The 21,957-nt window shown below is 50.0% G+C and carries 24 protein-coding genes; 7 read left to right on the top strand and 17 right to left on the bottom strand.

The features are described from left to right. Positions 1 to 44 precede the first annotated feature (44 nt). Positions 45 to 920 carry an NAD(P)/FAD-dependent oxidoreductase gene (locus PGX44_RS06610; protein ID WP_498854728.1) on the bottom strand — a complete coding sequence of 292 codons (876 nt, stop codon included), beginning with the start codon at positions 918 to 920 and terminating at the stop codon, positions 45 to 47. A gap of 12 nt (positions 921 to 932) precedes the next feature. Then, on the bottom strand, positions 933 to 2,120 hold the full coding sequence (locus PGX44_RS06605) for a pyridoxal phosphate-dependent aminotransferase (RefSeq protein WP_186504267.1): 1,188 nt from the start codon (positions 2,118 to 2,120) through the stop codon (positions 933 to 935). Positions 2,121 to 2,399: 279 nt separating this feature from the next. Between PGX44_RS06605 and PGX44_RS06600 the strand changes: the two genes are divergently transcribed. Further along, complete coding sequence (locus PGX44_RS06600) at positions 2,400 to 3,542, top strand: glycerate kinase family protein (RefSeq protein ID WP_498854727.1); 1,143 nt, start codon at positions 2,400 to 2,402, stop codon at positions 3,540 to 3,542. 40 nt (positions 3,543 to 3,582) lie between these two features. Here the strand turns inward: PGX44_RS06600 and yfcE are convergent, their stop codons facing one another. Genes yfcE through PGX44_RS06585 form a run of 3 tightly spaced genes read right to left on the bottom strand, consistent with a single transcriptional unit; the run spans position 3,583 to position 5,242 of the window. Beyond that, a complete protein-coding gene (gene yfcE, locus PGX44_RS06595; protein WP_498854726.1) occupies positions 3,583 to 4,131 on the bottom strand; it encodes a phosphodiesterase in 549 nt (182 codons plus the stop codon). Then, the gene (locus PGX44_RS06590) at positions 4,128 to 4,658 is read right to left on the bottom strand and encodes an LOG family protein (RefSeq protein WP_498854725.1); all 531 of its coding nucleotides are present in this window, start codon (positions 4,656 to 4,658) and stop codon (positions 4,128 to 4,130) included. The genes yfcE and PGX44_RS06590 overlap by 4 nt, the downstream gene beginning before the upstream one ends. Next, the gene (locus PGX44_RS06585) at positions 4,655 to 5,242 is read right to left on the bottom strand and encodes a TlpA family protein disulfide reductase (protein WP_498854724.1); all 588 of its coding nucleotides are present in this window, start codon (positions 5,240 to 5,242) and stop codon (positions 4,655 to 4,657) included. Before PGX44_RS06585 ends, PGX44_RS06590 begins: the two co-directional genes overlap by 4 nt. A gap of 117 nt (positions 5,243 to 5,359) precedes the next feature. On the opposite strand from PGX44_RS06585, the gene PGX44_RS06580 reads away from it, so the two are divergent. Continuing rightward, on the top strand, positions 5,360 to 5,704 hold the full coding sequence (locus PGX44_RS06580) for a MerR family transcriptional regulator (protein ID WP_186504271.1): 345 nt from the start codon (positions 5,360 to 5,362) through the stop codon (positions 5,702 to 5,704). Between the two features lie 48 nt (positions 5,705 to 5,752). Next, complete coding sequence (locus PGX44_RS06575) at positions 5,753 to 6,256, top strand: hypothetical protein (protein WP_498854723.1); 504 nt, start codon at positions 5,753 to 5,755, stop codon at positions 6,254 to 6,256. A 104-nt stretch (positions 6,257 to 6,360) separates the two neighbouring features. Here the strand turns inward: PGX44_RS06575 and PGX44_RS06570 are convergent, their stop codons facing one another. The 6 genes from PGX44_RS06570 to PGX44_RS06545 all read right to left on the bottom strand — a co-directional run bounded on the left by PGX44_RS06570 (position 6,361) and on the right by PGX44_RS06545 (position 10,489). Further along, a complete protein-coding gene (locus tag PGX44_RS06570; protein WP_498854722.1) occupies positions 6,361 to 6,855 on the bottom strand; it encodes a GNAT family N-acetyltransferase in 495 nt (164 codons plus the stop codon). A gap of 288 nt (positions 6,856 to 7,143) precedes the next feature. Further along, a complete protein-coding gene (locus PGX44_RS06565) occupies positions 7,144 to 8,019 on the bottom strand; it encodes an SIR2 family NAD-dependent protein deacylase (RefSeq protein ID WP_498854721.1) in 876 nt (291 codons plus the stop codon). Continuing rightward, the gene (locus PGX44_RS06560) at positions 7,964 to 8,746 is read right to left on the bottom strand and encodes a protein-ADP-ribose hydrolase (protein ID WP_498854720.1); all 783 of its coding nucleotides are present in this window, start codon (positions 8,744 to 8,746) and stop codon (positions 7,964 to 7,966) included. The genes PGX44_RS06565 and PGX44_RS06560 overlap by 56 nt, the downstream gene beginning before the upstream one ends. Before the next feature lie 42 nt (positions 8,747 to 8,788). Then, positions 8,789 to 9,184 carry a pyridoxamine 5'-phosphate oxidase family protein gene (locus PGX44_RS06555; protein ID WP_498854719.1) on the bottom strand — a complete coding sequence of 132 codons (396 nt, stop codon included), beginning with the start codon at positions 9,182 to 9,184 and terminating at the stop codon, positions 8,789 to 8,791. Positions 9,185 to 9,329: 145 nt separating this feature from the next. Further along, positions 9,330 to 9,869, bottom strand: coding sequence for a flavodoxin family protein (locus tag PGX44_RS06550; protein ID WP_498854718.1), 540 nt, complete (start codon positions 9,867 to 9,869; stop codon positions 9,330 to 9,332). Positions 9,870 to 10,006: 137 nt separating this feature from the next. Continuing rightward, positions 10,007 to 10,489, bottom strand: a complete 483-nt coding sequence (locus PGX44_RS06545; RefSeq protein WP_498854717.1) for a GNAT family N-acetyltransferase — start codon at positions 10,487 to 10,489, stop codon at positions 10,007 to 10,009. A 214-nt stretch (positions 10,490 to 10,703) separates the two neighbouring features. Between PGX44_RS06545 and PGX44_RS06540 the strand changes: the two genes are divergently transcribed. After that, a complete protein-coding gene (locus PGX44_RS06540) occupies positions 10,704 to 11,129 on the top strand; it encodes a GNAT family N-acetyltransferase (protein ID WP_498854716.1) in 426 nt (141 codons plus the stop codon). Further along, positions 11,126 to 11,551 (top strand): hypothetical protein, encoded by a 426-nt coding sequence (locus PGX44_RS06535; RefSeq protein WP_498854715.1) that lies wholly within the window; start codon positions 11,126 to 11,128, stop codon positions 11,549 to 11,551. Before PGX44_RS06540 ends, PGX44_RS06535 begins: the two co-directional genes overlap by 4 nt. Before the next feature lie 249 nt (positions 11,552 to 11,800). On the opposite strand, the gene PGX44_RS06530 is transcribed toward PGX44_RS06535, so the two are convergent. Continuing rightward, a complete protein-coding gene (locus tag PGX44_RS06530; RefSeq protein ID WP_498854714.1) occupies positions 11,801 to 13,210 on the bottom strand; it encodes a transposase family protein in 1,410 nt (469 codons plus the stop codon). A 321-nt stretch (positions 13,211 to 13,531) separates the two neighbouring features. After that, positions 13,532 to 13,963 carry a MerR family transcriptional regulator gene (locus PGX44_RS06525; RefSeq protein WP_186504281.1) on the bottom strand — a complete coding sequence of 144 codons (432 nt, stop codon included), beginning with the start codon at positions 13,961 to 13,963 and terminating at the stop codon, positions 13,532 to 13,534. 91 nt (positions 13,964 to 14,054) lie between these two features. Here PGX44_RS06525 and PGX44_RS06520 point away from each other — a divergent pair, with 91 nt between their 5' ends. Beyond that, a complete protein-coding gene (locus tag PGX44_RS06520; RefSeq protein ID WP_498854713.1) occupies positions 14,055 to 15,197 on the top strand; it encodes an alpha/beta hydrolase in 1,143 nt (380 codons plus the stop codon). Positions 15,198 to 15,631: 434 nt separating this feature from the next. Beyond that, positions 15,632 to 16,948, top strand: coding sequence for a dicarboxylate/amino acid:cation symporter (locus tag PGX44_RS06515; protein ID WP_498854712.1), 1,317 nt, complete (start codon positions 15,632 to 15,634; stop codon positions 16,946 to 16,948). A 145-nt stretch (positions 16,949 to 17,093) separates the two neighbouring features. Here the strand turns inward: PGX44_RS06515 and PGX44_RS06510 are convergent, their stop codons facing one another. The 4 genes from PGX44_RS06510 to PGX44_RS06495 form a co-directional block, all read right to left on the bottom strand. Continuing rightward, complete coding sequence (locus PGX44_RS06510) at positions 17,094 to 17,462, bottom strand: hypothetical protein (protein WP_498854711.1); 369 nt, start codon at positions 17,460 to 17,462, stop codon at positions 17,094 to 17,096. Positions 17,463 to 17,886: 424 nt separating this feature from the next. Then, a complete protein-coding gene (locus PGX44_RS06505) occupies positions 17,887 to 18,390 on the bottom strand; it encodes a hypothetical protein (protein ID WP_498854710.1) in 504 nt (167 codons plus the stop codon). Between the two features lie 80 nt (positions 18,391 to 18,470). Continuing rightward, entirely contained in the window at positions 18,471 to 20,822 is a 2,352-nt protein-coding gene (locus PGX44_RS06500) for a hypothetical protein (protein ID WP_498854709.1), read from the bottom strand. A gap of 177 nt (positions 20,823 to 20,999) precedes the next feature. Beyond that, on the bottom strand, positions 21,000 to 21,803 hold the full coding sequence (locus PGX44_RS06495) for a hypothetical protein (protein ID WP_498854708.1): 804 nt from the start codon (positions 21,801 to 21,803) through the stop codon (positions 21,000 to 21,002). Positions 21,804 to 21,957 lie beyond the last annotated feature (154 nt).

Raw genomic sequence — 21,957 nt, 5'->3', positions numbered from 1 at the left:
CTTTCGAGCCAGTGATCCTCATTCGTTTTTATAGGGGCGTTATTTCACAGCCCCTTTTTCTTCTGTACATATATGGCAGCACTTAGTCCTGCCTTGGCGCCTTCGTAGACGGCCTTGGCAATCTGCAGGAGGCCACCGGTTGCATCGCCGGCGGCAAAAAGGCCCGGCATGGCTGTAGACATATCGTCCTGAACCTGAATGGCGTTGCCCACCAAGGGCAGGCCCACCTTGCGGGCCAGGTCGGCACTGCCGGCCACACCGTACGCGACAAAGACACCGGCGACAGGCAAATCGCTGCCGTCAGCAAAGTGGACGGCACTGACCTTATCTGTACCTGTAATGGCGGCAACGCGGCCTGTTTCGACGCGAATGCCCTCCGGTACGGACACTTCCGGTTCTGCCCCATCCGTACAAAGCGTTACCGACGCAGACGTGCGGGTCAGGATTTCTGCTTCGTGTACGGCGTATGCGCCGGCACCGAGGACAGCTACTGCCTTCTTACGGTAAAAGAAGGCATCGCAAATGGCACAATAGCTGACGCCATGCCCTTCGAGCGGCGCCAGGCCCGGTACAGGCGCACTCTGGCGCGTTGCACCTGTAGCCATGATGACGCTTTTCGCTGCGAGTTTTTCCGTCGGCGTTTCTACAATATAATGAGTCAGCGTATCGTCCAGGCCAAGCCAGACGACCTCTGCCGTCATAAACTCGACGCCCAGCCGGCGTGCCCCGGCTATGCCTTGTGCGGCCAGGTCTTTGCCACTGACCGGTTCGGCAAAGCCGTAGTAATTTTCGATCTTTTCTGCCTTTTCTAAGGCGCCTGTGCCTTGGGACACGACCCGGACCGAACGGCCGGCACGGGCGGCATAGAGGGCTGCCGAGACACCGGCCGGACCGGAGCCGATAATGATCACATCTGTCATGACGTGCCTCCCCTATTTGTACATAGCCAGGAGTTTTTCAAAGGCCGGCAGGGAACGGACAATCATGTCGCTGTCGACGCAGTAGGAAATACGGGCATAACCCGGGCAGGCAAATTCGTCGGCAGCGACGATGAGGATGTTCAATTTCTTCGCATTTTCCATGAACTGGATGGAGTCGCCATCGGGAGCCTTGACGAAGAGATAGAAGGCACCGGACGGATAGACGCAGTCGTAGCCCATACGCGTCAGGTTGTCGTAAATGAGGTGACGGTTCTTATCGTATTCGCTAATATCTCCAGTAGCACCGTGAACAGCGGCGATGACACGCTGGAATGTGCTCGGCGCGCAGACGTAGCCATACATGCGGGCAGCGCCCAAAATGGCCGTCATGAGATACTGCCAATCGTCGACAGCAGGCGGGACGAGGATGTAACCAATACGTTCACCCGGCAGGCTCAGGGATTTGCTGTACGAATAAGTGACGATCGTATTGTCGTAGTAGTGCGGAATATAGAGAATAGGCAGATTGTCATAAATGACTTCGCGGTACGGTTCATCGGAAATGAGGAAAATCGGATGACCGATTTCAGCCGACTTGCGCGTGAGCAAGGCTGCCAGCTCTTTGATCGTTTCTTCTGAATAAACGGCACCGGACGGGTTGTTCGGCGTGTTGATAATGATGGCCCGTGTGTGCGGCGTAATGGCCTGTTCTACGCCTTCAATGGAAAGCTGGAAGTGTTCCGTATCAGGCGGTACGACGACGCATTTCGAGCCGATCGGTTCGATGAAAACGCGGTATTCCGGGTAAAACGGTGCGACGACGATGAATTCGTCCGACGTATCTTCCTGGAGCGCCCGGATGAGGACTGCCAGGGAAGCCGACGAGCTGACCGTAATATGGAAATTGTCGGCACCGACGCCGGCGTTATACGTTTCGTTCATATAGTCTGCCAGGTACTGCCGTACTTCCAGGAGCCCCCGGGCATTGGTGTAGCTGTGCAATTCTTTTGAGGACAATGTATTGTACATATCAAAGATGGCTTCTTTGACACAGTCCGGTGCAGGAATGGACGGATTGCCCAGGCTGAAATCGTATACGTTTTCTGCACCGATTTTCTTCGCCTGTTCCTGACCATATTCAAATAATTCACTGAATTTGGAACGCACGGCCCCTAATTCATACATTTTCTTGTCTGCCATTCCAGAGATCCCCCTTCGCAGATCCCGCTCCTAATGATACGGGCTAGCTAAAAAATATATGTTGACAAATATATATTATACTATATATGCCTCTGACGTGCAAGAATATACGTCTGTGCTATACCCGGAAACAGGCCGCCTGCGGGCCTTTGTAAAATTTTCCTAAATCCCCTGCAGATAGGGCTTTGACACTGGAATTGCCCGTCCGTTTGTGATAGACTGATGAGCGAATCTGAAAATTTCTGCTGTATATATATTTTCTGCACGAGGAGAAATATCATGAAAATAGTCATCGCTATAGATTCTCTCAAGGGCAGTCTCAGCTCGTACGAAGCCGGGACGGCCATTAAAGAAGGTATTCTACGGGCTTGCCCGCAGGACACGGTCGTCGTCCGTCCCCTAGCTGACGGCGGCGAAGGCACAGTCGACGCCCTCATCGAAGGGTTGCACGGAGAAAAGAAGGTTCTCCGCGTACACGGCCCATTGACCGACGACGTAACCTGTAAATACGGTATCATTGCCCACGAAGGCAAGGCCATTTTGGAAATGGCCGAAGCAGCAGGTCTCAACCAGGTACCGGCCCACTTGCGCAATCCCCTCTACACGACGACCTATGGCGTCGGCCAGGTCATTGCCCAAGCCATTAGCGACGGCATCCGTAAATTCATCATCGGTATCGGTGGCAGCGCTACGAGCGACTGTGGTTTGGGCATGCTCCAAGCCTTGGGCTATGTCTTCTGCGATGCTGACGGCCAGCCCGTAGGTCCAAACGGCATCGACGTAGAACGCATCGTCTCTGTCGACGACAGCCACGTTCTGCCGGAGCTTGCTGACTGTGAATTCCGCATTGCCTGTGACGTCAACAATCCCCTCTACGGCGACTTAGGTGCACCGGCCATTTATGGCCCGCAAAAAGGAGCTACTCCTGAAATCGTCGCCCGTCTCGACGCGGCAGCCCGTTCCTTTGCCGGCGTAACGGCCCGCTACTGCGGTCACGACTGGGCTCACGTTCCCGGCGCCGGTGCAGCCGGCGGCTTAGGCTTTGCCTTCCTGGCCTACTTGCACGGCCAGCTGCAGTCGGGCATTCAGATCATCCTCGATGAAATCAATCTCGATGCCGAAGTACAGGACGCTGACGTCGTCATTACCGGTGAAGGCCGCCTGGACCGGCAAACCGCCATGGGCAAAGCCCCCATCGGTGTGGCCAAGCTAGGCAAGAAATACGGTGCCACAGTCCTCGCCTTTGCAGGCTGCGTCAGCGAAGATGCGCGCCAGTGCAATACAGCCGGCATCGATGCCTTCTTCCCCATTCCCGACAGGGCCATGTCCCTCGAAGAAGCCATGAACAGTGACGAAGCGTACAAAAACATGACCAACACAGCGGAACAGGTCTTCCGCCTTATCCGCACCTTGCGGGCATAAAAAAAGAACGGCAGGATATACAGTCCTGACCGTTCTTTTTTTACACGTTCATCGTATGGAACAAGGTACCATCCAGGTCTTTCCACATGAGCTTGCCGTCCTGTAAGGTCATATAGCTGTGCGGCGAGTCTTCCTTAGGCAGGGAAACCGAGCCGGGATTGACATAGTAAGAATCGTCACCTAAAAGCTTCCACGCCGGCACGTGCGTATGGCCGTGGAGCAAGATATCGCCTGGCGACAAGGGCGGCAAATGGTTCTCATTATAAATATGGCCGTGGGTCGCAAAAATCATGCGCCAGCCGCAGTCAATCCAGCACGATTCCGACATGATAGGAAAATTGAGGACCATCTGGTCCACTTCGGCGTCACAATTGCCCCGTACGCCGTAAACTGGCGTCACCAGGCCGTTGAGCATAGCAATGACCGCTTTAGGGTTATAATCCTTGGGCAGTTCATTGCGCGGACCGTGATACAAAATATCACCTAAGAGGAAAACACGCCGGGCGTCTTCCCGGTGGATGGCATCGATGAGCTTACGGCAGTAAAAGGACGAGCCGTGTATATCTGAGGCAATGACGATTGGTCTCATGCCAGCACCTCCTTGATTTCTTCGAGATTCGTAACGATATGGACAAAGGCTCCTTCGCCGGCCCGGACAAAGGCCTGGCGGATCATGCTATCAAAAAAGGCTGCTAAGGGATCATAATAGCCGTTGACATTATAGATCAGGGCCGCCTTGTCGTGCTGCTTTAAACGGCCGTGAGAAATGACTTCGGAAATTTCTTCCAGCGTTCCCGGACCGCCAGGCAGGGCAATGCAGGCATCGGCCAGGCTGAGCATGCGCGCCTTCCGTTCGGCCATGGTCTGCACTATTTCCAGCCGCGTCAGGCCCCGGTGGGTACCTTCGATACTGATGAGAAATTCCGGCACAATGCCTATGGCCTGGCCGCCACTGCGCAATACGGCATCGGCGACGACGCCCATCAGGCCGGTCCGGCCACCACCGTAAATCAAGGTATGACCAGCTTCAGCCAGCCACGTACCTAAGGCTTGTGCTGCCCTGGCGTAGGCCGGATCCTTGCCTACAGCAGAGCCACAATAGACTGCAATATTCAATTTTTCTTAACCTCCTCTAAGGAATAGGACAACCGCCGCGTATTGAAACCGCCCTTATGGATATCCAGGATTTTACCACCTTGGTGAATGATGTAATACATGGGAACGCTGTAGACGTTGTACGTATCGGCACTGTCCATGCTGGCAAAATATAAGGGCATCGTATAGGACCAGTCTGCTGCAATTTTCTGGCGTGTATGGGCATCCCGGTCCAGACAGACAACGAGGAAATCCACGTCTTGGCCGTAGGTTTTATACAGGTCCTCCAGGATTGGCAATTCCGCCTGGGCCGTATCACTCCAGGTGAGCCAAAAATAGACGAAGACGGGCTTTTCATTATAGAGCTTGCGTATGGCTACAGTCTGGCCATCAGCCGTCACTAAGGGTATATTGCGGGCCAGCTGTTCCAGCTCCGGCCGGGCTGCCGCCTGGGCTTCCTTGAAATCTGACGGCTGCAGGACGTAGGGATTGCGCTGCGGCACGTAGCCAATCGTAATGAGCACACAAAGAAGCGCCGTCACGACGACGCCTTTTTTCCTGGCCGGCAGCTGGTTGAACCAGTCTCTCACTGCGTGGATGGTCATGGTTAGTTCCTCCTAATGATACGAACATATTGTACCATACCATCCGCTAATAGGAAACGAAAACTTGCAGGTTTTAGGGCCAATCCGTTATACTATAGAAAAGGAGGAGACGAAATTATGAAAATAAAAGAAGTGAGCGCCGTTTCCGGCCTTTCGGCAGATACACTGCGCTATTACGAACGGATTGGCCTCATTCACGACGTAGGCCGCGATAAAAACGGCATCCGCGACTATACGGACGAAAACATGAATAACATCGCCTTTATCAAATGCATGCGCGACGCCGGCGTATCCATTGAAGGTCTCATAGAATATATGAAGCTCTACCCACAGGGCGACGCGACGAAAGACGCCCGCAGGAACATTCTCCTGGCAGAACGGCAGCGCCTGACCGAACGGATGGAACAAATGCAGACAGCCTTAGAACGTCTCGATTACAAGCTGTCGCTTTTACAAAAATAACGGTCTTAGCCTATCTGCCACGTTTGTCATTTCCGAAAGGAGGCTCCTATGAAGTTCCCTATTCTGCGCCTTATGGCAGGCACGGCCCTCTTTGCAGCCCTTTCCCTGCCTGTATTTGCCCACACAATGACGCAAGCCGAATTGTGCATGGGCGGTATTGGCTCTACTTGCACCATTGGCTACGCCACACAAATTTACGGTGCTCCCACAAAGGTAGAACGCTGGGATGGCGACAGCGTCCACATCGTTTCGTACGACTGGGGCGGCTTTCATGTCATTGGCCGCGTGCCCCTTTCCGATGCACGGCCTGAAGCAGATTATCCTGTCATGGGCTTTATCATGAAGGATAACAACCTCTCTACTCCTTCGGGTATTGCCGTAGGCCAATCGTACAGCCAGGTACTTTCCCGTTTTGGTGAAGCCAGTACGGTAAGCCAAGGGATGGGCCTGACATCGTACGTCTATGCATTTCCCACAACGGGCCAAACCCTGTCTTTCAACGTCAATGGTCAGGGTATCATTACAGAAATCAACTTCGGCTCTGTTCTTTAAGACCTAGACACCACAAAAAAGCTCTCATGTTTGCTGAGAGCTTTTTTTGTGTATATTTTTTTCTGCCATGTACTTCTGCCTACAGATGGAAGAAGGCGTTTGCCTTAGCTGTCCCATTCATAGGCAAGCTTTGGCCCGCCATTAAACGTAATCAGGCCGCAGTATGCAAATCCTTCACGTTCAAGAACGTGCTGCATTACTTTGTTTTCCTCTTGCGTATCGATGCGAATAGCTTCAACGCCATGTTCCGTGCAGAATTTTTTTATCAACGCAAAGGCCTGGCGTGATAACCCTTTTCCTCTGCTTTTCTGAGAAAATGCCATCCGATGCACTACAGCGTATGGTTTGTCTGTTTTCCACGCACCTTCAATGACATGATAGGCCGGTTCATCGCCTATGACGATACAACAATATCCATATACATCATCAGCTTCGAATACATAGCCTATGCCTGCTTCGATATCCTCTTGAATGGTTTGAACCGTAGGATATCCGGGATACCACTGCACAAAGCCCAGTGATTTGTGATAGCTTCTTGCATCTTCAATACACTGATATGCTTTATGGGCTTCATCTGCCCGTGCGTTTCGTAAGATCATCGTTTTCCCTCCCCTTATACCGGTCTCATACAATGGTATTGAAATTTATTTTATTGTATGATCTGGACCATATAATGTCAACAGAAACAGGTATAGCAAAAAAACGTAAGCTCTCTGGGACAGCAAGTCCAGCAGATCTTTCACGACACCGGTCAGACAGATTGAACGTCAGGCTGCGTATTTCCCCTTTTTTCTTTTCTCCATGGGAATTTGGCAACGCCATTTCACAGCAGGTCCTGACGGCAAAAAGCTCTCACGCATTTGCTGAGAGCTTTTGTAAAATCTGCTTTATGCCTGTCCCAGGGTACGCACGACGTCCGCCAAGTCTGCTTGGATACAAAGGGAGCGGCCGGCAATTTCCTTAGGCACAGCAACCTGTCCGGCATTGACACAGGCGTAGAGGGCGTCTCCATTGCTGAAGGTCTTTTGCCAAAAGGGATACTTAATGATGCCCGGCGTGTTATAGCCTACGCCGAGTTCGAGGTATAGCACGTGTCCTTTCTGATGGGCTTGGACGAAGTAGTCGTACCGCTCCGCCGCGGCGTACCAGCCTGCGTCCTGGACAAAGGTGTCGTCACTACGCAGGTTCATGGTCATAGGTGCGCCGCATTTCGGGCAGTGCGGAATGAGCCCGGCTGGCACCTTGCGGTCAGCTTGTTGGGCTACCATTTCCTTGACAATGGCTTCGTTGTCATAGGTCTCAGCATGACAAGGGACGCTGCACTGCCAAAGGCCATAGTCGCCCTGCGTATAAAAGAGACGGGATTTGTCAAAGCCAGCCCGCTGGAAACAGTGGTCGACGTTTGTCGTTATGACGAAGTAGTCCTTCTTTTCCAGGACCTGGCACAGGTCTGCATAAAGAGTCGTTGGCATGGGCACGTAGCGGTTCCAGTATATATAGCGGCTCCAAAAAGCCCAGTGCTCCTCTGGTGTCGTGTAGGGATAAAAGCCGGCACTATACATATCCGTAAAGCCATAGGCGCTTATAAAATCGGGAAAGAGCTTTTCAAAGCGTTCACCCGTATAGGTATAGCCCGCGGCTGTCGACAGGCCTGAACCGGCACCGACGACGACGGCATCGGCCTGGCTGAGAGCTTGCTTCAGTGCGTCAAGCTCGCCGGAGCAAGTTTCTATAGATGATGTAGTCTTGGTCTTTGAATACATTGAAGATCACCTTCTTTACGGATGTATCCCTTTGGAGAAACTGGCGCACTGTCCCTATAGCGACGGCAGCGGCCGCATCAGGAGGAAAATGGAAGACACCAGTAGAAATGCAGCAAAAAGCAACGCTTTCCAGGTTCTTTTGGGTTGCCAGTGTAAGACAGGCCGTGTATGACGCAGCCAGAGCTTCCCGGTCGGCATCCGTCAGAGGCCCTTCTACGATTGGCCCTACAGTGTGCAATACGTAGCGGCATGGCAAATTGTAAGCCTTTGTGAGCTTGGCCCGGCCCGTTTCTTCGGCATGGCCCTGAGCCTGCATGAGGGCGTCACAGGCCAGGCGCAGCTGTACGCCGGCATAGGTGTGGATGGCGTTATCGATACAATGGTGATTGGGCACGTAGCAACCGGTCATACCGCTGTTGGCGGCATTGACGATAGCGTCGCACTGAAGGGTCGTAATATCCCCTTGCCAGAGGTACAGATTGCCATCGGCTAAAGGCGTCAGTTCATCTAGTGTAGTTATTCCTTTTTCCATTAAGGCTTCTTGAAGATACGCGTCCTGGACGGCCAAAAAATCATTACTGATTACTGCAGCCGGCCGTATATTCATAAGGCCGCGCAGGAGTATTTTTTGCTCCTCTGCCCGGGACGGAATGGTTAGAGAGCTGTATTCCGGCCGTTCAGCCAGCAATACCTTGAGCAGGTATAGTCTTCGTTCATCCTGTGTCATTGCCACGCCTCCTTTTTCCTCAGTATAGCACACCTGGTCTCATTAGAACGTATACGGCGGCTGGCCGGAGAAGTCAGCAATGACGCCGTGCGCGTCGGCCAGGTAAAAGACTTCAAAAATCGGGTTGTCTGCTGTCTGGTACTGGCTTTTGACGATGGGATTTTCCAGGCACGCTTCCTTGATGGCGTGGTTGTTTTCAAAAACAGCCTTGCCGGAAAGGCGGATCCAGGCATATTCCGGCGAAGAGACAGTAAGCTCAACATAAGGATTGACCTGCATATCCTTGTAGACTTCCTTCTGATTATTCGTGCAGAACCAAAGCTTGCCGTCCTGTTCGACACTGAACATGAAAGGGCGGACTTTAGCTTTGCCATCACGGCCTACGGTGGCCAGGTATTGTACGGGATTTGCTTGTAAGAATGCTACGACTTTGTTCATAGTATATGCCTCCTGAATTGATGTAATTTTATTGATTACATCGTTAGTGTAGCATAGTTCTGTTGTAATGTAAATAGTTACAATATATTTTTTAAAAAAAAAGAAGAGACCTCGTAAGATCTCTTCCACTGCTCTTTCATTTAGATTATACGTGCAGGCCCAATTCTTTCGCTTCGTGAAGGGCTTTGTGGCCTTTAATGGCCCCGATATCGAGACAGTTGCCGGCAAAGACCGTTTCCATAAATTTGGCCTTCGGGAAGCAGGAAACCCAGCCTTTAAGGCCGTTTTCTGCATTGACAGGCGTCGCCGGTTTATCGTCTTCTGCCGTCGTGAGCAAATAGACTTCACGGTACTTATAATCTGCTTTATATAAGGCATTGGCCCGGTCCAAAAGGACCTTCATCTGGCCGGACATTTCATAGTAATAAATCGGTGTAGCAAAGACGAGGACGTCGGCATCCTTCATCTTTTGTACGATTTCGTCGGCATCGTCGTGGATAACACAGCGCTGCGTATCGAGACACTTCCAGCAGCCTGTACAGAAGGAAATCTTCTTCCCTGCCAGGGTTACTCGTTCTACATCGTGGCCAGCTTCAACGGCACCGTCTTCAAAAGCCATGGCCAAGGCATTGGAATTGCCGCCTACGCGCGGGCTCGTTCCCATAATCAGTACTTTTTTCTTCATAGCAATTACCTCCGTTATGTTGTATACCCATATAGTATAGCAAAGATTACGTAAAAATATAAGATTAAATAAGTAAAGAATCAGAAAAAAATAAGGCAATCCTCGCAACCGGGATTACCTCATTTTTCGTGATTTTTTTAGAATGTGAGCCGCATTTGGTACCATACGGCGCCACCGTGTTCGGACGTGCTGAGTCCTTCGTTTACAAAGCCAAAGGAGGCATAGTAATGGACGAGGCGATCCTTACAGGTCAGAACCAGGCCCTTGCGGCCTTCTTTACGGGCTGTATCGATGGCGGCGTGTAAGAGCTGGCCGGCGTAGCCGTGCTTGCGATAGGCCGGCAGGGTATTGACGCCAAAGATCATCTGCCAGGCGCCGTGCGGGTCATGCGCTGTAGCGTCGGCGTACAGGTCGTCTGTCAGGTCTTTTTGATCCGTAACCAGGCCATCGACAAAGGAAATCAACGTATCTCCCTCAAAAAGAAGCCAAAAGTGATCCCCGTAGGCAGCCAGGCGCTGGGCCATAATATCTGCTGTTGCTGCTTCTGCGGCAGGAAAACAGGCCGCTTCTACGGCGGCGACGCTGGCTGTATCATCTATCGTTGCAGTTCGTATGTACATAGTTTTATCATCTCCTCGGCTATTAGTATAGCACAGAAAAAAAGGCATTGACGAGGAAATATTTTTATGCTACAATATGCCAGTAAATTTAATATATATACACTTCGTCTATCACCGGATAGGGGGTTGAGGTGTCGAAATCCGTCGTAGGTCAGCCTGCTCGCAGGTCATAAGATGGGTTTTGGCACCTCTTTTTTTCAAGGAGGAGAAGCTCATGAACGTAACGATTCAGCAAGGACTGCCTGAGGCAGCCAAAACCATTCGTCAGGAAGTATTTGTCCAGGAACAGGGCTTTGAGGTCGAGTTCGACGACATCGACCCGACGGCGTGGCACGTCGTCCTCTGGGATGGCAACACGCCTGTAGGCTGCTGCCGCATTTTTCCGGGTGAACGGCCGCAAACCTATGTCATGGGACGCCTGGCTGTACGCAAGATCCGCCGGGGCTGTCACTTAGGCAACCGCATCATGACTGCCATGGAGGATTTTGTCCGCACGCACGGCGGCAGCCGTGTAGAGCTTTCCGCCCAAGTGCGCGTACGCCCCTTTTATGAAGCCTTAGGCTATACGGCCAGTGGCGACGAATATCTCGACGAGTACTGCCCGCACATCCATATGGAAAAGGAGCTGACCCTGCCATGAGTCTGACCTTTTGGCTCTCTTTTTTCGCCATCGTCATCGGTAACGTAGGCTATCACATCATTGCCAAATCGACACCGGCTGCGGCATCGCCCTTTCTCTCTCTGAGCGTCACCTATGGCGTCAGCTTCCTCATCTGTGCCCTGCTCTATCTGGCTATAGGCCAGCCGTCCCTAAGTCACGACCTGGGCGACCTGAACTGGACCAGCCCGGCTTGGGGCGTAGCGCTCGTAGTCATCGAGGCAGGCTACATTTTCCTCTACTGGGCCGGCTGGAAAATCAGCATTGCCTCGCTCTTCCTGAACGTCACCGTGGCGATCCTCTTGGTCGTCATTGGCGTAGCCTTTTACAAGGAACACCTGTCCCTGCGGGAAATGGCAGGTATTGCCTTTTGCCTTTTAGGAATCTTTTGTCTCCACGATTAATGAAAAAAGGGTACCCAGGCTGTAGCGATCCTGGCGTACCGTAAAATAAAATCATACAAAATAGGGTAGACAACGTCCTGATGATTTCGAGCATTACGGTACGCTCATGGTTTTCCGACAATCATATTTAGTTTCTCTTATTGCTAAGTGTCACAACAAAATAGGATCGTAGGTGTCTGTTTTAAGCTCCCGTTAAGTACAAGGACTACCATCTCTTGGAAGTAGTTCTTTCTTAACGGGAGTGTTTGGTTATGCGGATTTCTTTTGCTTTATATTTTTATCAACAAACCCTTGCCCTTTACGGGCAATGACATAGCTTGCTCCCTGGTGAATCGTCAATTTCTTTCTGTCGCAATATTTTTGTTTGGCAATCTTGCTTGTGTAAGCAGGATTGATTTGAATTAAATGAACCTTTCGTCTATAACAACAATTTTCAAACGTTTTCTTGTACCTGGAATAGTCAAAGGCATGAATCATTTTGTTGTATTCCTTACCTTGATCAGACTTGGCTGTAGCTGTTTCTGATTTTGCTTTACGAAAGTCTAACTCTTCAATAACGATGTCTTTTCCTACAGATACTGCGTAATTTCCAATATGAGAGATTACTTCACGGATTTCGGATTCTGCTTTCTTTCCCGTACCATGATACTGTAACCGATAGTGTTTTAGACTGACGAGATTTCCCGTGTCATTGGTTTCGGCCAATTCGATGAACCCGTCGTTATAGTCCAAACCGATTGTTCCATAGGTCTTTCTCGTGTTACAATCGTCGGTATCCCTGTCAAGCGTTACCATGGCTTGCAGGTAACAGGCATTGCCACGAAAGACAATGCGGTAGCTGATTCCGTGGTCTTGCTTAACAAGTGTTTTGGCAAGTAACCCGCTCAGGTACGTAAAAATACAAGTCCCGTAAACATATTCACGGGTTTTTGTGTTTTTTCGCAACTGAATAGCGAAGCGATTCCCTTTGCCCGCGTGTACCATGGGTGTTAATTGTATTATCTGGTTGCAGCGACGTTCGTCTTTCGATCCAATGTATAAAGACCGGTTATCTCTTTGCTTACGAAAATGGTCTAACCAGATGGTATGACTTGTCAGCTTGTTTTCTGCCAGATGATATTGGGCCCGAAACAGTTTCTTTGAACCAAAACATAGATGTAAATCCTTGCTTTGAATCTCTTTCAATACATTGTCTTGTTTCTGCTTTAGCTTATTCAGCCTTTGATTGGTATAAAAGATTTTTTCTTTCTGCTGGCGATAATAGGCCAAGGTGGAAGGAGATAATTGATTATTTCGGGATTTTTCTTTTAATACGGCTACTTTTTCGCAAAGCTTCTTCCGCTTTTTGTAAAGCTTTTTTATTTTACGACTCAGCTGACTAAACTCATACCATTTTAGTTGATACAGGGCTTTATATAACCCTTCCACTTCTGAAATAACTGAATTGGCCAGGCGCTTATTCACATGAAAGCGGTTTTGCAAAATGGTATTAAACGCGCTCTTCTTTACAGAGAATCTGCCACCATTGTTATACCGATGCCATGTAAAACGCAACATCTTGCCATAGAGGATATGATACTCTTTTACATATTCGATTAACACGGCATTATCTCTTTGATTGAGCCGGGTTTCAATGGTATACGTTTTAGAAGTAATCATTCTCCTCATCTTCTTTCTTATCCATTAGAGATTAAAATAAATCTAATTACGCAGGTAACCCTTTACAAACCACCATTCGTCTGCCTTTTTCTGTTCATTTGATAGGCAAATTCCCTTGTTTAACGTAATTATTCCGCTTTGTAGGCAGGTTTTGTGAAATCACTTTTATATATAAGTTAGCATCTCATTTGTTTTCTTTTATTATTATAACTGATATTATTTTGTTTATCAAATAAAATAATACAGCGTACAATCATGTATTTATTAAATGATTATACGCTGTTTATAGAAACTGCTAATTAACCCGTTTTTTATACTCTCTTAGCCCGCGTGGGAGACGAATTCGCCATAGTGCGGCAGTTCATCCTTGCCTTGCATACCTTTTTCCGTTCCCTTTGCGACAGCTTTGCTGTAGTACTCGCATTTATAATCGATGACATCCAGTGATTCCTGGAGTGCTGCGATTTGGGCCTGTACGGCTTCACGTCGTTTTTGGAACATTTCCAGGCGCTTTTCCAGTGTCGTGTCACCTTCAAGAACCCACTGGGAAAAGGTGCGGATATCGGCAATGGGCATACCTGTGCGCTTTAGGCATTCGACGATTTGTAAGGAAGCGATATCGATGTCATGAAAGACACGGTAGCCTGATGGTTTCCGTTCGAGAAACGGCAAGAGGCCTTCTTTATCGTAATACCGCAGGGTCGTCGTCGGAATACCCGTCATACGGGAGACCTCTTGTATCGTATAGGACATGAAAATTTCCCCTTTCTGCAAAAACACCTTGACCTTAAAGTTAAGTTTAAGTATATACTACCTTTAGAAAAAAGTGAAGGAGGAAATTTCTATGAACACCTATACCCGTTTAGCCCGCTTGGCCTTGCTCGTCACATGCGGAGCCGCCCTTTCCCTGACCGGTTTTGCCGCTACGCCTTCCGGTACGACGACGGTCACATCCGTAGTACCACAGACAGGTCCTTCGAAAGCTGTCCCCGAAACAATCGATGCGTCTAAGCTCTCGAATGCCTGGGACAAGACCTTTCCCGAAGACACTCGTGTTAGCCACCACAAGGTAACCTTCCACAACCGCTACGGTATTACTCTTGTAGCCGATATGTATGTACCCAAGACCCATAAGCCTGGCGAAAAGCTGGCCGCCATTGCCGTTGCCGGGCCTTATGGCGCCGTTAAGGAACAGGTTTCCGGCCGCTATGCCCAGGAAATGGCTGCCCGTGGTTTTCTGACCATTGCCTTTGACCCGTCCTTTACAGGTGAATCGGGTGGTGCGCCGCGCAACGTATCGTCACCGGATATCAATACAGAGGATTTCCTGGCAGCCGTCGATTTCCTTTCTAATACTAAAGATGTCAACCCTGACCAAATCGGCATCCTCGGTATTTGCGGCTGGGGCGGCTTTGCCATTAATGCCGCTGCAGCAGATCCGCGCATCAAAGCCACGGCTACATCTACCATGTACGACATGAGCCGTGTCATTGCCGACGGCTATTTCGACAACGGCAAAACGCCGGCTGAGCTTCAGGCCTACCGCAAAGGCTTGCGCCAGCAGATCAGTGCCCAGCGCACGGCGGACTACAAAAACGGTACCTATGCTATGGCCGGTGGCGTGCCGGCAACGGTGACAGACGATATGCCCCAATTCGTCAAGGATTACCACGACTACTACCAGACGAAGCTGGGCTATCATCCCCGCTCCTTCGGTTCGACTACAGGAGCTACGCTGAGCTCGGTCCTCGATTTTGCCAACATGCCCATTACGGTCTATGCCGAAGAAATCGAAACACCGGTGCTCCTCATTCACGGAGAGAAAGCTCATTCCCGCTACTTTAGCGAAGATATATACAAGCGTCTCAAGGGCACGAACAAGGAACTCGTCATCATTCCTGGTGCCGTTCATACGGACCTCTATTATAAGATGGATGTCATTCCCTTCGACAAACTGGCCCGTTTCTTCCAAAACAATTTGAAATGAAGCATATCCCCTTGCCGTTGCGGTAAGGGGATTTTATACGATTGGCCATGTCTACGCAAAGGCAGGCTTTTCTTTCGTATTTTTAGGTTCTACTTAATATTCGTTTTCCGAATCATATATGGAGCAATCGTAGAATGATATTCCGTATTTTCACAAAGGCGGAACTATTATTGCCACAATATGACAGTAAAACGCTATTTATTTTTACCATGTGAAAGAATTTAGTTCTAAAAAGAAAATTAAAAGAAAATTTTAAAGATACTAAAAGCGGTATAGATTAGCATAAACGCTGGAATTCTGGGCTTTTTCCATTCTCAATACCGTAAAATTTTCGGTTGACAGCGACTGGTGTCGTACCTATAATAGGGCTTATAGCAAATGTGTACCAATTTAGGGTACCAATAAACCATGCTATAAGAGAAGAGGTATTACGTATGTCTAATGATGTGAATCAAGACCAGGTTCGCGAACAAGCCCGTGAAATCATTCACGGCAACAAAGGCCACAAAAACAGCCGCCAGTTCGCTCTTTGGATGGGGGCCCTGGTCATCGGCGCTATTTTAGGATGGATGGGAATTCCGGCACTGAATCAGCTCTTCGACTTCATTGCCACTGTATTCACGCGCTTATTCCAATTTATAGCTGTTCCTACCATCGCTCTTGCCGTTATTACAACCTTATCCGCACTGGGAGCTAAAAAAGAAACGGGCCGTATCTTTGCTCACGCCGTGACGTACACACTGCTCACGACAATCTGTGCTGCCGCTATCGGCCTGGCACTCTATCTCTGGATTGCACCGGGCAACCTGCCTATGGACCTGATCAACCAGGGCACAGCCGCTGTACCGCAGAAACTCGAAAAGGTCACGTATTACGACCATTTTCTTTCGGTTATTCCGAACAACATCCTCCAGCCGTTCTTGTCGGGCAACGTCCTTTCCGTCATGCTTATCGCCGCAGCTGTTGGCTTGGCTCTGGCATTCATGCCAAAAACGGAAAACCGGGACGTACTCCTCAAAGGCATTCAAGGCCTGCAGGAAGTTCTCTTTACACTCATTCGCGCCCTCCTGTGGATCCTGCCTGTAGGCATTCTCGCCTTCGCAGCCCAGCTGTCTGCCCAGATTGAAGCCGGTGTTATCGTCGGCGCAATTGGCAAATACACCCTCGTCGTCCTAGCAGGCAACCTGATCCAGTTCTTTATCGTCATTCCGCTCTTCCTGGCAGCCCGCGGTATGAACCCGCTCTACGTCTTCCGTAAGATGGCCCCGGCCGTAGCTGTAGCCCTCTTCACTAAGAGCTCTGCCGGCACACTGCCTGTCACCTTGGCTTCGGCTGAACGGAACCTCAAAGTCCACACGCAGGTATCCCGCTTCGTCCTGCCTATCTGTACAACGATCAACATGAACGGCTGCGCCGCCTTTATATTGGTAACGTCCCTGTTTCTCATGCAGAACGGTGGTATGGAGCTGACTCTCGGTGAAATGATCGCCTGGCTCTTCGTAGCTGTCCTCGCCGCCGTCGGCAACGCCGGTGTCCCCATGGGCTGCTACTTCCTCACCTTGTCCCTCATGTCCTCCGTCGGTGCGCCCATTGGCATTATGGGTATTATCCTGCCAATCTACACCATCATCGACATGATCGAAACAGCAGAAAACGTTTGGTCCGACTCTGCCGTCTGTGCTATGACCGACCACGACCTGGCCGCCGAACTTGACAAAGAAGACCATGCCAAAGCTGCCCTTGAAGCATAATGGGCCTTGGCATCGTAACGAACCGTACGGGAAACTTCCTGTACGGTTCGTTTTTTAGGAACAAATCCTGTTTTCTTTTTGGGGTCACAAAAACCACGCAGCGTCGACGGCTGCGTGGTTTTCTTATACGGGCTTTCGTATTCGTTTAGAGTTCCTGAACGATGATGCGGGAAATGGCGTTGGCTGCTGTGCGTATAGAGCCGATTTCACTAAAGTAAAGGCCCAGGGGGATTTCTTGTTCCAGTTGCCTCACATGGGTGTTGATATTTTGACAGGCTGCTATCATAAGGGCTTGGCCGCGTTTGGTCGCCAAGGCACTCATAATCTGGTAAGTTTCACTTTCTATGCGATTGACACACATAAAGACAGGTGACGTGATGCTGATTTCTGAGGCTGCCATCAAGGCAGCTTTGAGGCCGGTCGTATAGGCCAGGATTTGCTGGCACAGGTCTTTTATGTCGTCACGATATTGCTGACCTGAAAAGGCCCGGGCTTTGCCGAAAAAGCTGAACATTGGGAATCCCCCCATTTCGATTAGTTATTAGGCTTGCAGATGCTAAAAGTATAGTACAGCCAGTATGCCTTATTCAAGTGATTTTGTTCGAAATTACATGCATTTTACATACCGGCATTCGTATAACGTTTAATTGCATAAGGCCCTGTCCCGACACAAAAAGGAGGCCCCGAAAGGTCTCCTTTTTGTGCTGCGTTTATTGTATTTGATAAACCTATGAATACTCCTTAGTAATCTGGCTACGTGAGGAGTTGAAGGAGTATCTTTTGAATTTCAAGAAACGCCTGGATTAGAAAAGAGAATTCGAATATGCGTATGAGATCTCTCCTCTAGTATGTATTTGTGGGAGGAAAAAGCCCATCTGAGCCTACTCAGACGGGCTTTTACATTGATAAAATTAAATAGTAAATCCTTTGATATTACATTACCCAGGGTAATAAGTTGATGAGATGTTATCACCATACCAATCATTACTGACAGGTTGTGTACCTTCAATTATTTTCCAGCTATTGTTTTCTCTGATTGCGGTTACCTGCTCTACAGAAACCAGATAGTAGTGGTTATATTTTTGATACAAAAAGCCGTCAATATAAATGATGGAGTGATCCGATTTGTCTTCTTCTTGGTAAATGGTTCTAAAACGAATTTCTTTAGATTTCAGTTCCGAGAAGTTGCTCTTGGTTTTTAGGGATAATTGATTATAGGATTTCTTCGTAAAATAATCCTTGTAGTCAAAATTTTCGTATCCCGATTCGCTGTGTATGGCAGCGTTTATATAATTGTCAGCATGGATGTATGGCTGATAGGTTTTATGAGAGATGATATAGGTATTTATCGTGCCTTCTAATACCGAAAAACATCCTTCGGAATAAAGAAATAAAAATAAAAGTATAGCGAGTACGATGCAAGGTAATTTGTGTCTTTTCATATAATGGTCCTTTGGGAGCAGAAAGGATGCTAATCAGGCCACAAGATGCCTGGAGGGCGGTTACGGTGCATTTTTCTCTTCTAAAACGCTCTACTGATCGTTGCATAATAGGTGGCACCGTGTTGTTTGCCTGCCCAGCCGGTGAACCGGAGGTCGATGCCCCACGGGTTGTTCTGGGTGATCTTGCTGCGCCAGCCCAGTTCCAGGAAGCCGCTCGATCCCTTGACAGTCGGGCTTTCTGTACGCCAGCCTTGGTACGTGGCGTTGGCCTCGCTATCGAATTCATAATCCCAGCCGAGTCCGGTATAGAAGGCTCTTCGTTCGTCAAAGTTTCTCGTCCAGCGCATTCCCAGACGCGTGCGGTACGAATTGATGGAATCGAGGTCGTAGTTGGCATCGCCGTAGACGCTGTGGACGGTGGTGGTATCACTGCCCAGGTGAGACCAGAAGAATTTGCCGTAATAATCGTACGTATCGCGGCCGTGACCGATAATCTTGCCGATACCGGCCTGCGCTGCCAGGTACGGGGCATTTGTGTTGTACGACGCATGAGCGTCGGCAATGATGCCGCGGAAGTCACCGGAAACACGGCCGGCACGCAGGGCGCCTTCGTAGTAAAGGCCATCTTTTAAGTCGCGCCGCATCAGAAGACCAGCGCCTGTATAGTGCTGCTTGCCGTCTCCTCTGGCACCGTTGTCGAGGTGGCTGTCGTAGTGGCTCATGCCGTATTCAAAGAAGGGCATAATCGTATCCGTATGGCCTGTGTGGGCAATGCGGCGGACGAAGCCGATATTTGTAGCCATACCGTCACTATCGACGTAGGAGCCTGTTTCATAGCGCAGGTTGTGACCGCCGAGTACTGCATAGGGCACGAATTTCGCTTCAACGGAGTGACCTTCTTCCCAGGCTGTGGCGGCGGAGCGGTAGGCTTCATCCGTCAGGAGGTCCGCTGCGTTTTTGAGCATGTTGATGCTGTGTTCCCGGTCTTCCGGAATCACCTTGGTGCCCGGATCGAGGCTGCCCTTGTCTTCTTTAGGAATCGTAAGGACGATGGTATTGGCATCCCATTTCTTAGTAATGACTTTATGATTTATGTAGCCCTGCGAGGTAACCGTATCCAGGCCTTTGAGGACACCATATTGGGTATTCTCTGTGTTGATGGCGTTGGTGTCGTAAATGAGGTTGATAACATCGCCAGGCTGCAGCTTGGTCGTTCGTTGGACACCGCCGAGAACGGTGGCATTGGAAACGTCCGCTGTATCGGTGACGGTGAGCATCGTTTCACCTGCTGTAGTAGCTTCAGGGACGTAGAAATTAAGGTTTTGGAAATAGTCCAAATTCTTTACCGTATTGGGTTTCGTGTACAGGTTGAGCGTATTGCCTGTACTTTCGTTATCGCTAAAACCACCGTAGAGGCTCATCATGGAGCCTAGTGTGCCACCAGTAATGGTGACGGTGTTGTCGTTAGCTGCGCCTTCTACCGAAGCACCACCAACAATGTAGTTCGTCTCTCCTGCCGTCGTGCCAATAGTACCACCTGAGATAGTCAGGGTGTTGCCGATAGCATCGCCACTGACCGTCGTGCCGGCAGCTACATTCTGTGCGACTGTACCACCGGAAATAGCGACACTATTATCTGAAACAGTGCTTACACCATCGGCTTCAGCACCTTCCCCGCCTATGACATAGTAGGTAACGGTACCGCCGCTAAGGGAAACGTGGTTTCCTGAAATGGTCCCTTCATCGCCTAGAATAGTAGCGCCGCCGACGAGCCTTGCTGCGGTGCCGCCGCTCATGGTGGCTGTATTATCCTTGACGTTTGCACCGCCGTAGCCGCCGACAGCCACGGTGAGGTCGCCATCATAGACGTAGAGGTGGTTGCCGATAGCGTCCCCTTTCGGGAGGTTGACTTCATTGCCTTCTGTGTCGGTATATATCAGTCCATTGGCCCGGCCGGCGGCTGCAGTAAAGATAGTGCCGCCTTTGACGATGAGTGTATTGCCTGTGGCGTCACCGTTTTCTGTCACGCCAGATACGGCTGCATTGATGGATTGGTATTCGTTGGCTGAGCCTGTGGCGCCGCCGAAGACATTGAAATAGGATCCCTGATCGACGGTCACGCTGTTGCCCGAGGCGGTGCCGATGAGGGCCCGGCCGCCGACGATTTCTTGCATCTGGTTTTCGGCAGTGGTATGGGTGAGGGAAACGGTGTTATCTGAGGCTGTGCCGCTTTCGGTGTAACCGCCGTAGGCGTTGCCGGAAAGGGTCACGTCAGAAATCTTGACAGTGTTTTGGGACGCGTTGCCTATGGATGCAGACACCGCAGGCGCAGGTCCATAGGAGTCAGCAAAAAGGCTTACATAACCGCCATATACGTTGCCGGAAACAGTAGCATTGCCACTGATTTCCACGCTGTTTCCGGTACTATTCAAAGGACTCACAGTCCCGTAAACGGAAGTGTAATTTATTACAGCGCCACCAGCTACCCTTCCTCCCACGGTGCCGCCGGAAATTTTGACGGTATTGTTGGTCGCTGTGCCCAGCAGGGATCCACCACCGTAGACGTTTCCGTTCGTTACCGATGCCGTGCCGCTGATTTCTACACTATTCTAGTCAGCGTTGCCAAAGGGAGCCCAGCCGCCGCTGGCAGCGGGGTATTGACTATCACTATACGTAATTTCGCCGCCGGTGAGGCTGACATGGTTATTGGAAGACGTTCCTCCATACCCATTGGCATAGCCGCCTACGAGCATATATTGATCAGTCCCGCCACTCATGATGACACGGTTATTTGCTGTGTTTTTGCCACTGCCGCCAATGGCTTGATTCACGGTGCCACTTTTGATTTCCACCGTGTTGTCATTGGCATCCCCTCTTCCCAGGCTGTTCCCACCATGGGTCATCCCGACAGTGCCGGCTGCTGTGTCAATAAGGACATAGTTTCCATTCGCGTCGCCTGCATCCGTAAAGCCGCCGGAGATATTGCCTGAAGAACCATACATTTCCACCCGGTTATTCGTAGCCGTATTGTTAGCACCACCTAAGACGGAGCCAACTTTACTTGTACTCTCTATGATGACTGTATTGCTGTCAGCCACTCCGGATGAGGATCCACCAATAATTTCGGTGCCTTGAATGTTGCTGTTCGAGACTGTTACTGTGTTGTTTGCTGAGCTGCCCGCTTGTTCATCGGCGGTCTTGCCGCCATAAATGGTTGCTTTATCAATGCCTTGCGTGGCATTGGTCACGTTCAATGTGTTGCTGCTGGCTGAACCAGTGTCACTGTTACCAGTAGTTTCTGCCTGGGTAATAGAACCGGTTACCGTTACTTCAGCAAAGGCCGGCAGTGTTACAGTGCCACAGAGCAAACAGGAAATGATTAAGGAACGTAATACATTTTTTCTTGTCGTCATAGTAGACCCCCACTTTCAAAACACATGACCTTCGGGATTGGCAGTCGCCGTCAGCAGGCCCTTAGGCAGAAAAAATAGTTAGTCCATATGGTATGTCTTCCCCACATAGCATACAGACGTTAGCAGGTTATTCTCTACGTTTTGCCAGCTTCTC

The organism is Caecibacter sp. AF58-12pH5A (assembly GCF_027681725.1).
In the GTDB taxonomy this organism is placed as follows: Bacteria; Bacillota; Negativicutes; order Veillonellales; family Megasphaeraceae; genus Megasphaera; species Megasphaera hominis.
Note: the sequence above shows the minus strand (reverse complement) of the source record. Positions and strands in the feature narration are given on the sequence as shown.

Coding starts and splice junctions, on each gene's coding strand:
- PGX44_RS06575 (WP_498854723.1), top strand. CDS start 5,753: ATGAAGTTCCCTATTCTGCGCCTTATGGCAGGCACGGCCCTCTTTGCA.
- PGX44_RS06565 (WP_498854721.1), bottom strand. CDS start 8,019: ATGTATTCAAAGACCAAGACTACATCATCTATAGAAACTTGCTCCGGC.
- PGX44_RS06560 (WP_498854720.1), bottom strand. CDS start 8,746: ATGACACAGGATGAACGAAGACTATACCTGCTCAAGGTATTGCTGGCT.
- yfcE (WP_498854726.1), bottom strand. CDS start 4,131: ATGAGACCAATCGTCATTGCCTCAGATATACACGGCTCGTCCTTTTAC.
- PGX44_RS06605 (WP_186504267.1), bottom strand. CDS start 2,120: ATGGCAGACAAGAAAATGTATGAATTAGGGGCCGTGCGTTCCAAATTC.
- PGX44_RS06515 (WP_498854712.1), top strand. CDS start 15,632: ATGTCTAATGATGTGAATCAAGACCAGGTTCGCGAACAAGCCCGTGAA.
- PGX44_RS06585 (WP_498854724.1), bottom strand. CDS start 5,242: ATGACCATCCACGCAGTGAGAGACTGGTTCAACCAGCTGCCGGCCAGG.
- PGX44_RS06580 (WP_186504271.1), top strand. CDS start 5,360: ATGAAAATAAAAGAAGTGAGCGCCGTTTCCGGCCTTTCGGCAGATACA.
- PGX44_RS06530 (WP_498854714.1), bottom strand. CDS start 13,210: ATGATTACTTCTAAAACGTATACCATTGAAACCCGGCTCAATCAAAGA.
- PGX44_RS06495 (WP_498854708.1), bottom strand. CDS start 21,803: ATGACGACAAGAAAAAATGTATTACGTTCCTTAATCATTTCCTGTTTG.
- PGX44_RS06540 (WP_498854716.1), top strand. CDS start 10,704: ATGAACGTAACGATTCAGCAAGGACTGCCTGAGGCAGCCAAAACCATT.
- PGX44_RS06525 (WP_186504281.1), bottom strand. CDS start 13,963: ATGTCCTATACGATACAAGAGGTCTCCCGTATGACGGGTATTCCGACG.
- PGX44_RS06520 (WP_498854713.1), top strand. CDS start 14,055: ATGAACACCTATACCCGTTTAGCCCGCTTGGCCTTGCTCGTCACATGC.
- PGX44_RS06535 (WP_498854715.1), top strand. CDS start 11,126: ATGAGTCTGACCTTTTGGCTCTCTTTTTTCGCCATCGTCATCGGTAAC.
- PGX44_RS06545 (WP_498854717.1), bottom strand. CDS start 10,489: ATGTACATACGAACTGCAACGATAGATGATACAGCCAGCGTCGCCGCC.
- PGX44_RS06510 (WP_498854711.1), bottom strand. CDS start 17,462: ATGTTCAGCTTTTTCGGCAAAGCCCGGGCCTTTTCAGGTCAGCAATAT.
- PGX44_RS06610 (WP_498854728.1), bottom strand. CDS start 920: ATGACAGATGTGATCATTATCGGCTCCGGTCCGGCCGGTGTCTCGGCA.
- PGX44_RS06555 (WP_498854719.1), bottom strand. CDS start 9,184: ATGAACAAAGTCGTAGCATTCTTACAAGCAAATCCCGTACAATACCTG.
- PGX44_RS06600 (WP_498854727.1), top strand. CDS start 2,400: ATGAAAATAGTCATCGCTATAGATTCTCTCAAGGGCAGTCTCAGCTCG.
- PGX44_RS06505 (WP_498854710.1), bottom strand. CDS start 18,390: ATGAAAAGACACAAATTACCTTGCATCGTACTCGCTATACTTTTATTT.
- PGX44_RS06570 (WP_498854722.1), bottom strand. CDS start 6,855: ATGATCTTACGAAACGCACGGGCAGATGAAGCCCATAAAGCATATCAG.
- PGX44_RS06550 (WP_498854718.1), bottom strand. CDS start 9,869: ATGAAGAAAAAAGTACTGATTATGGGAACGAGCCCGCGCGTAGGCGGC.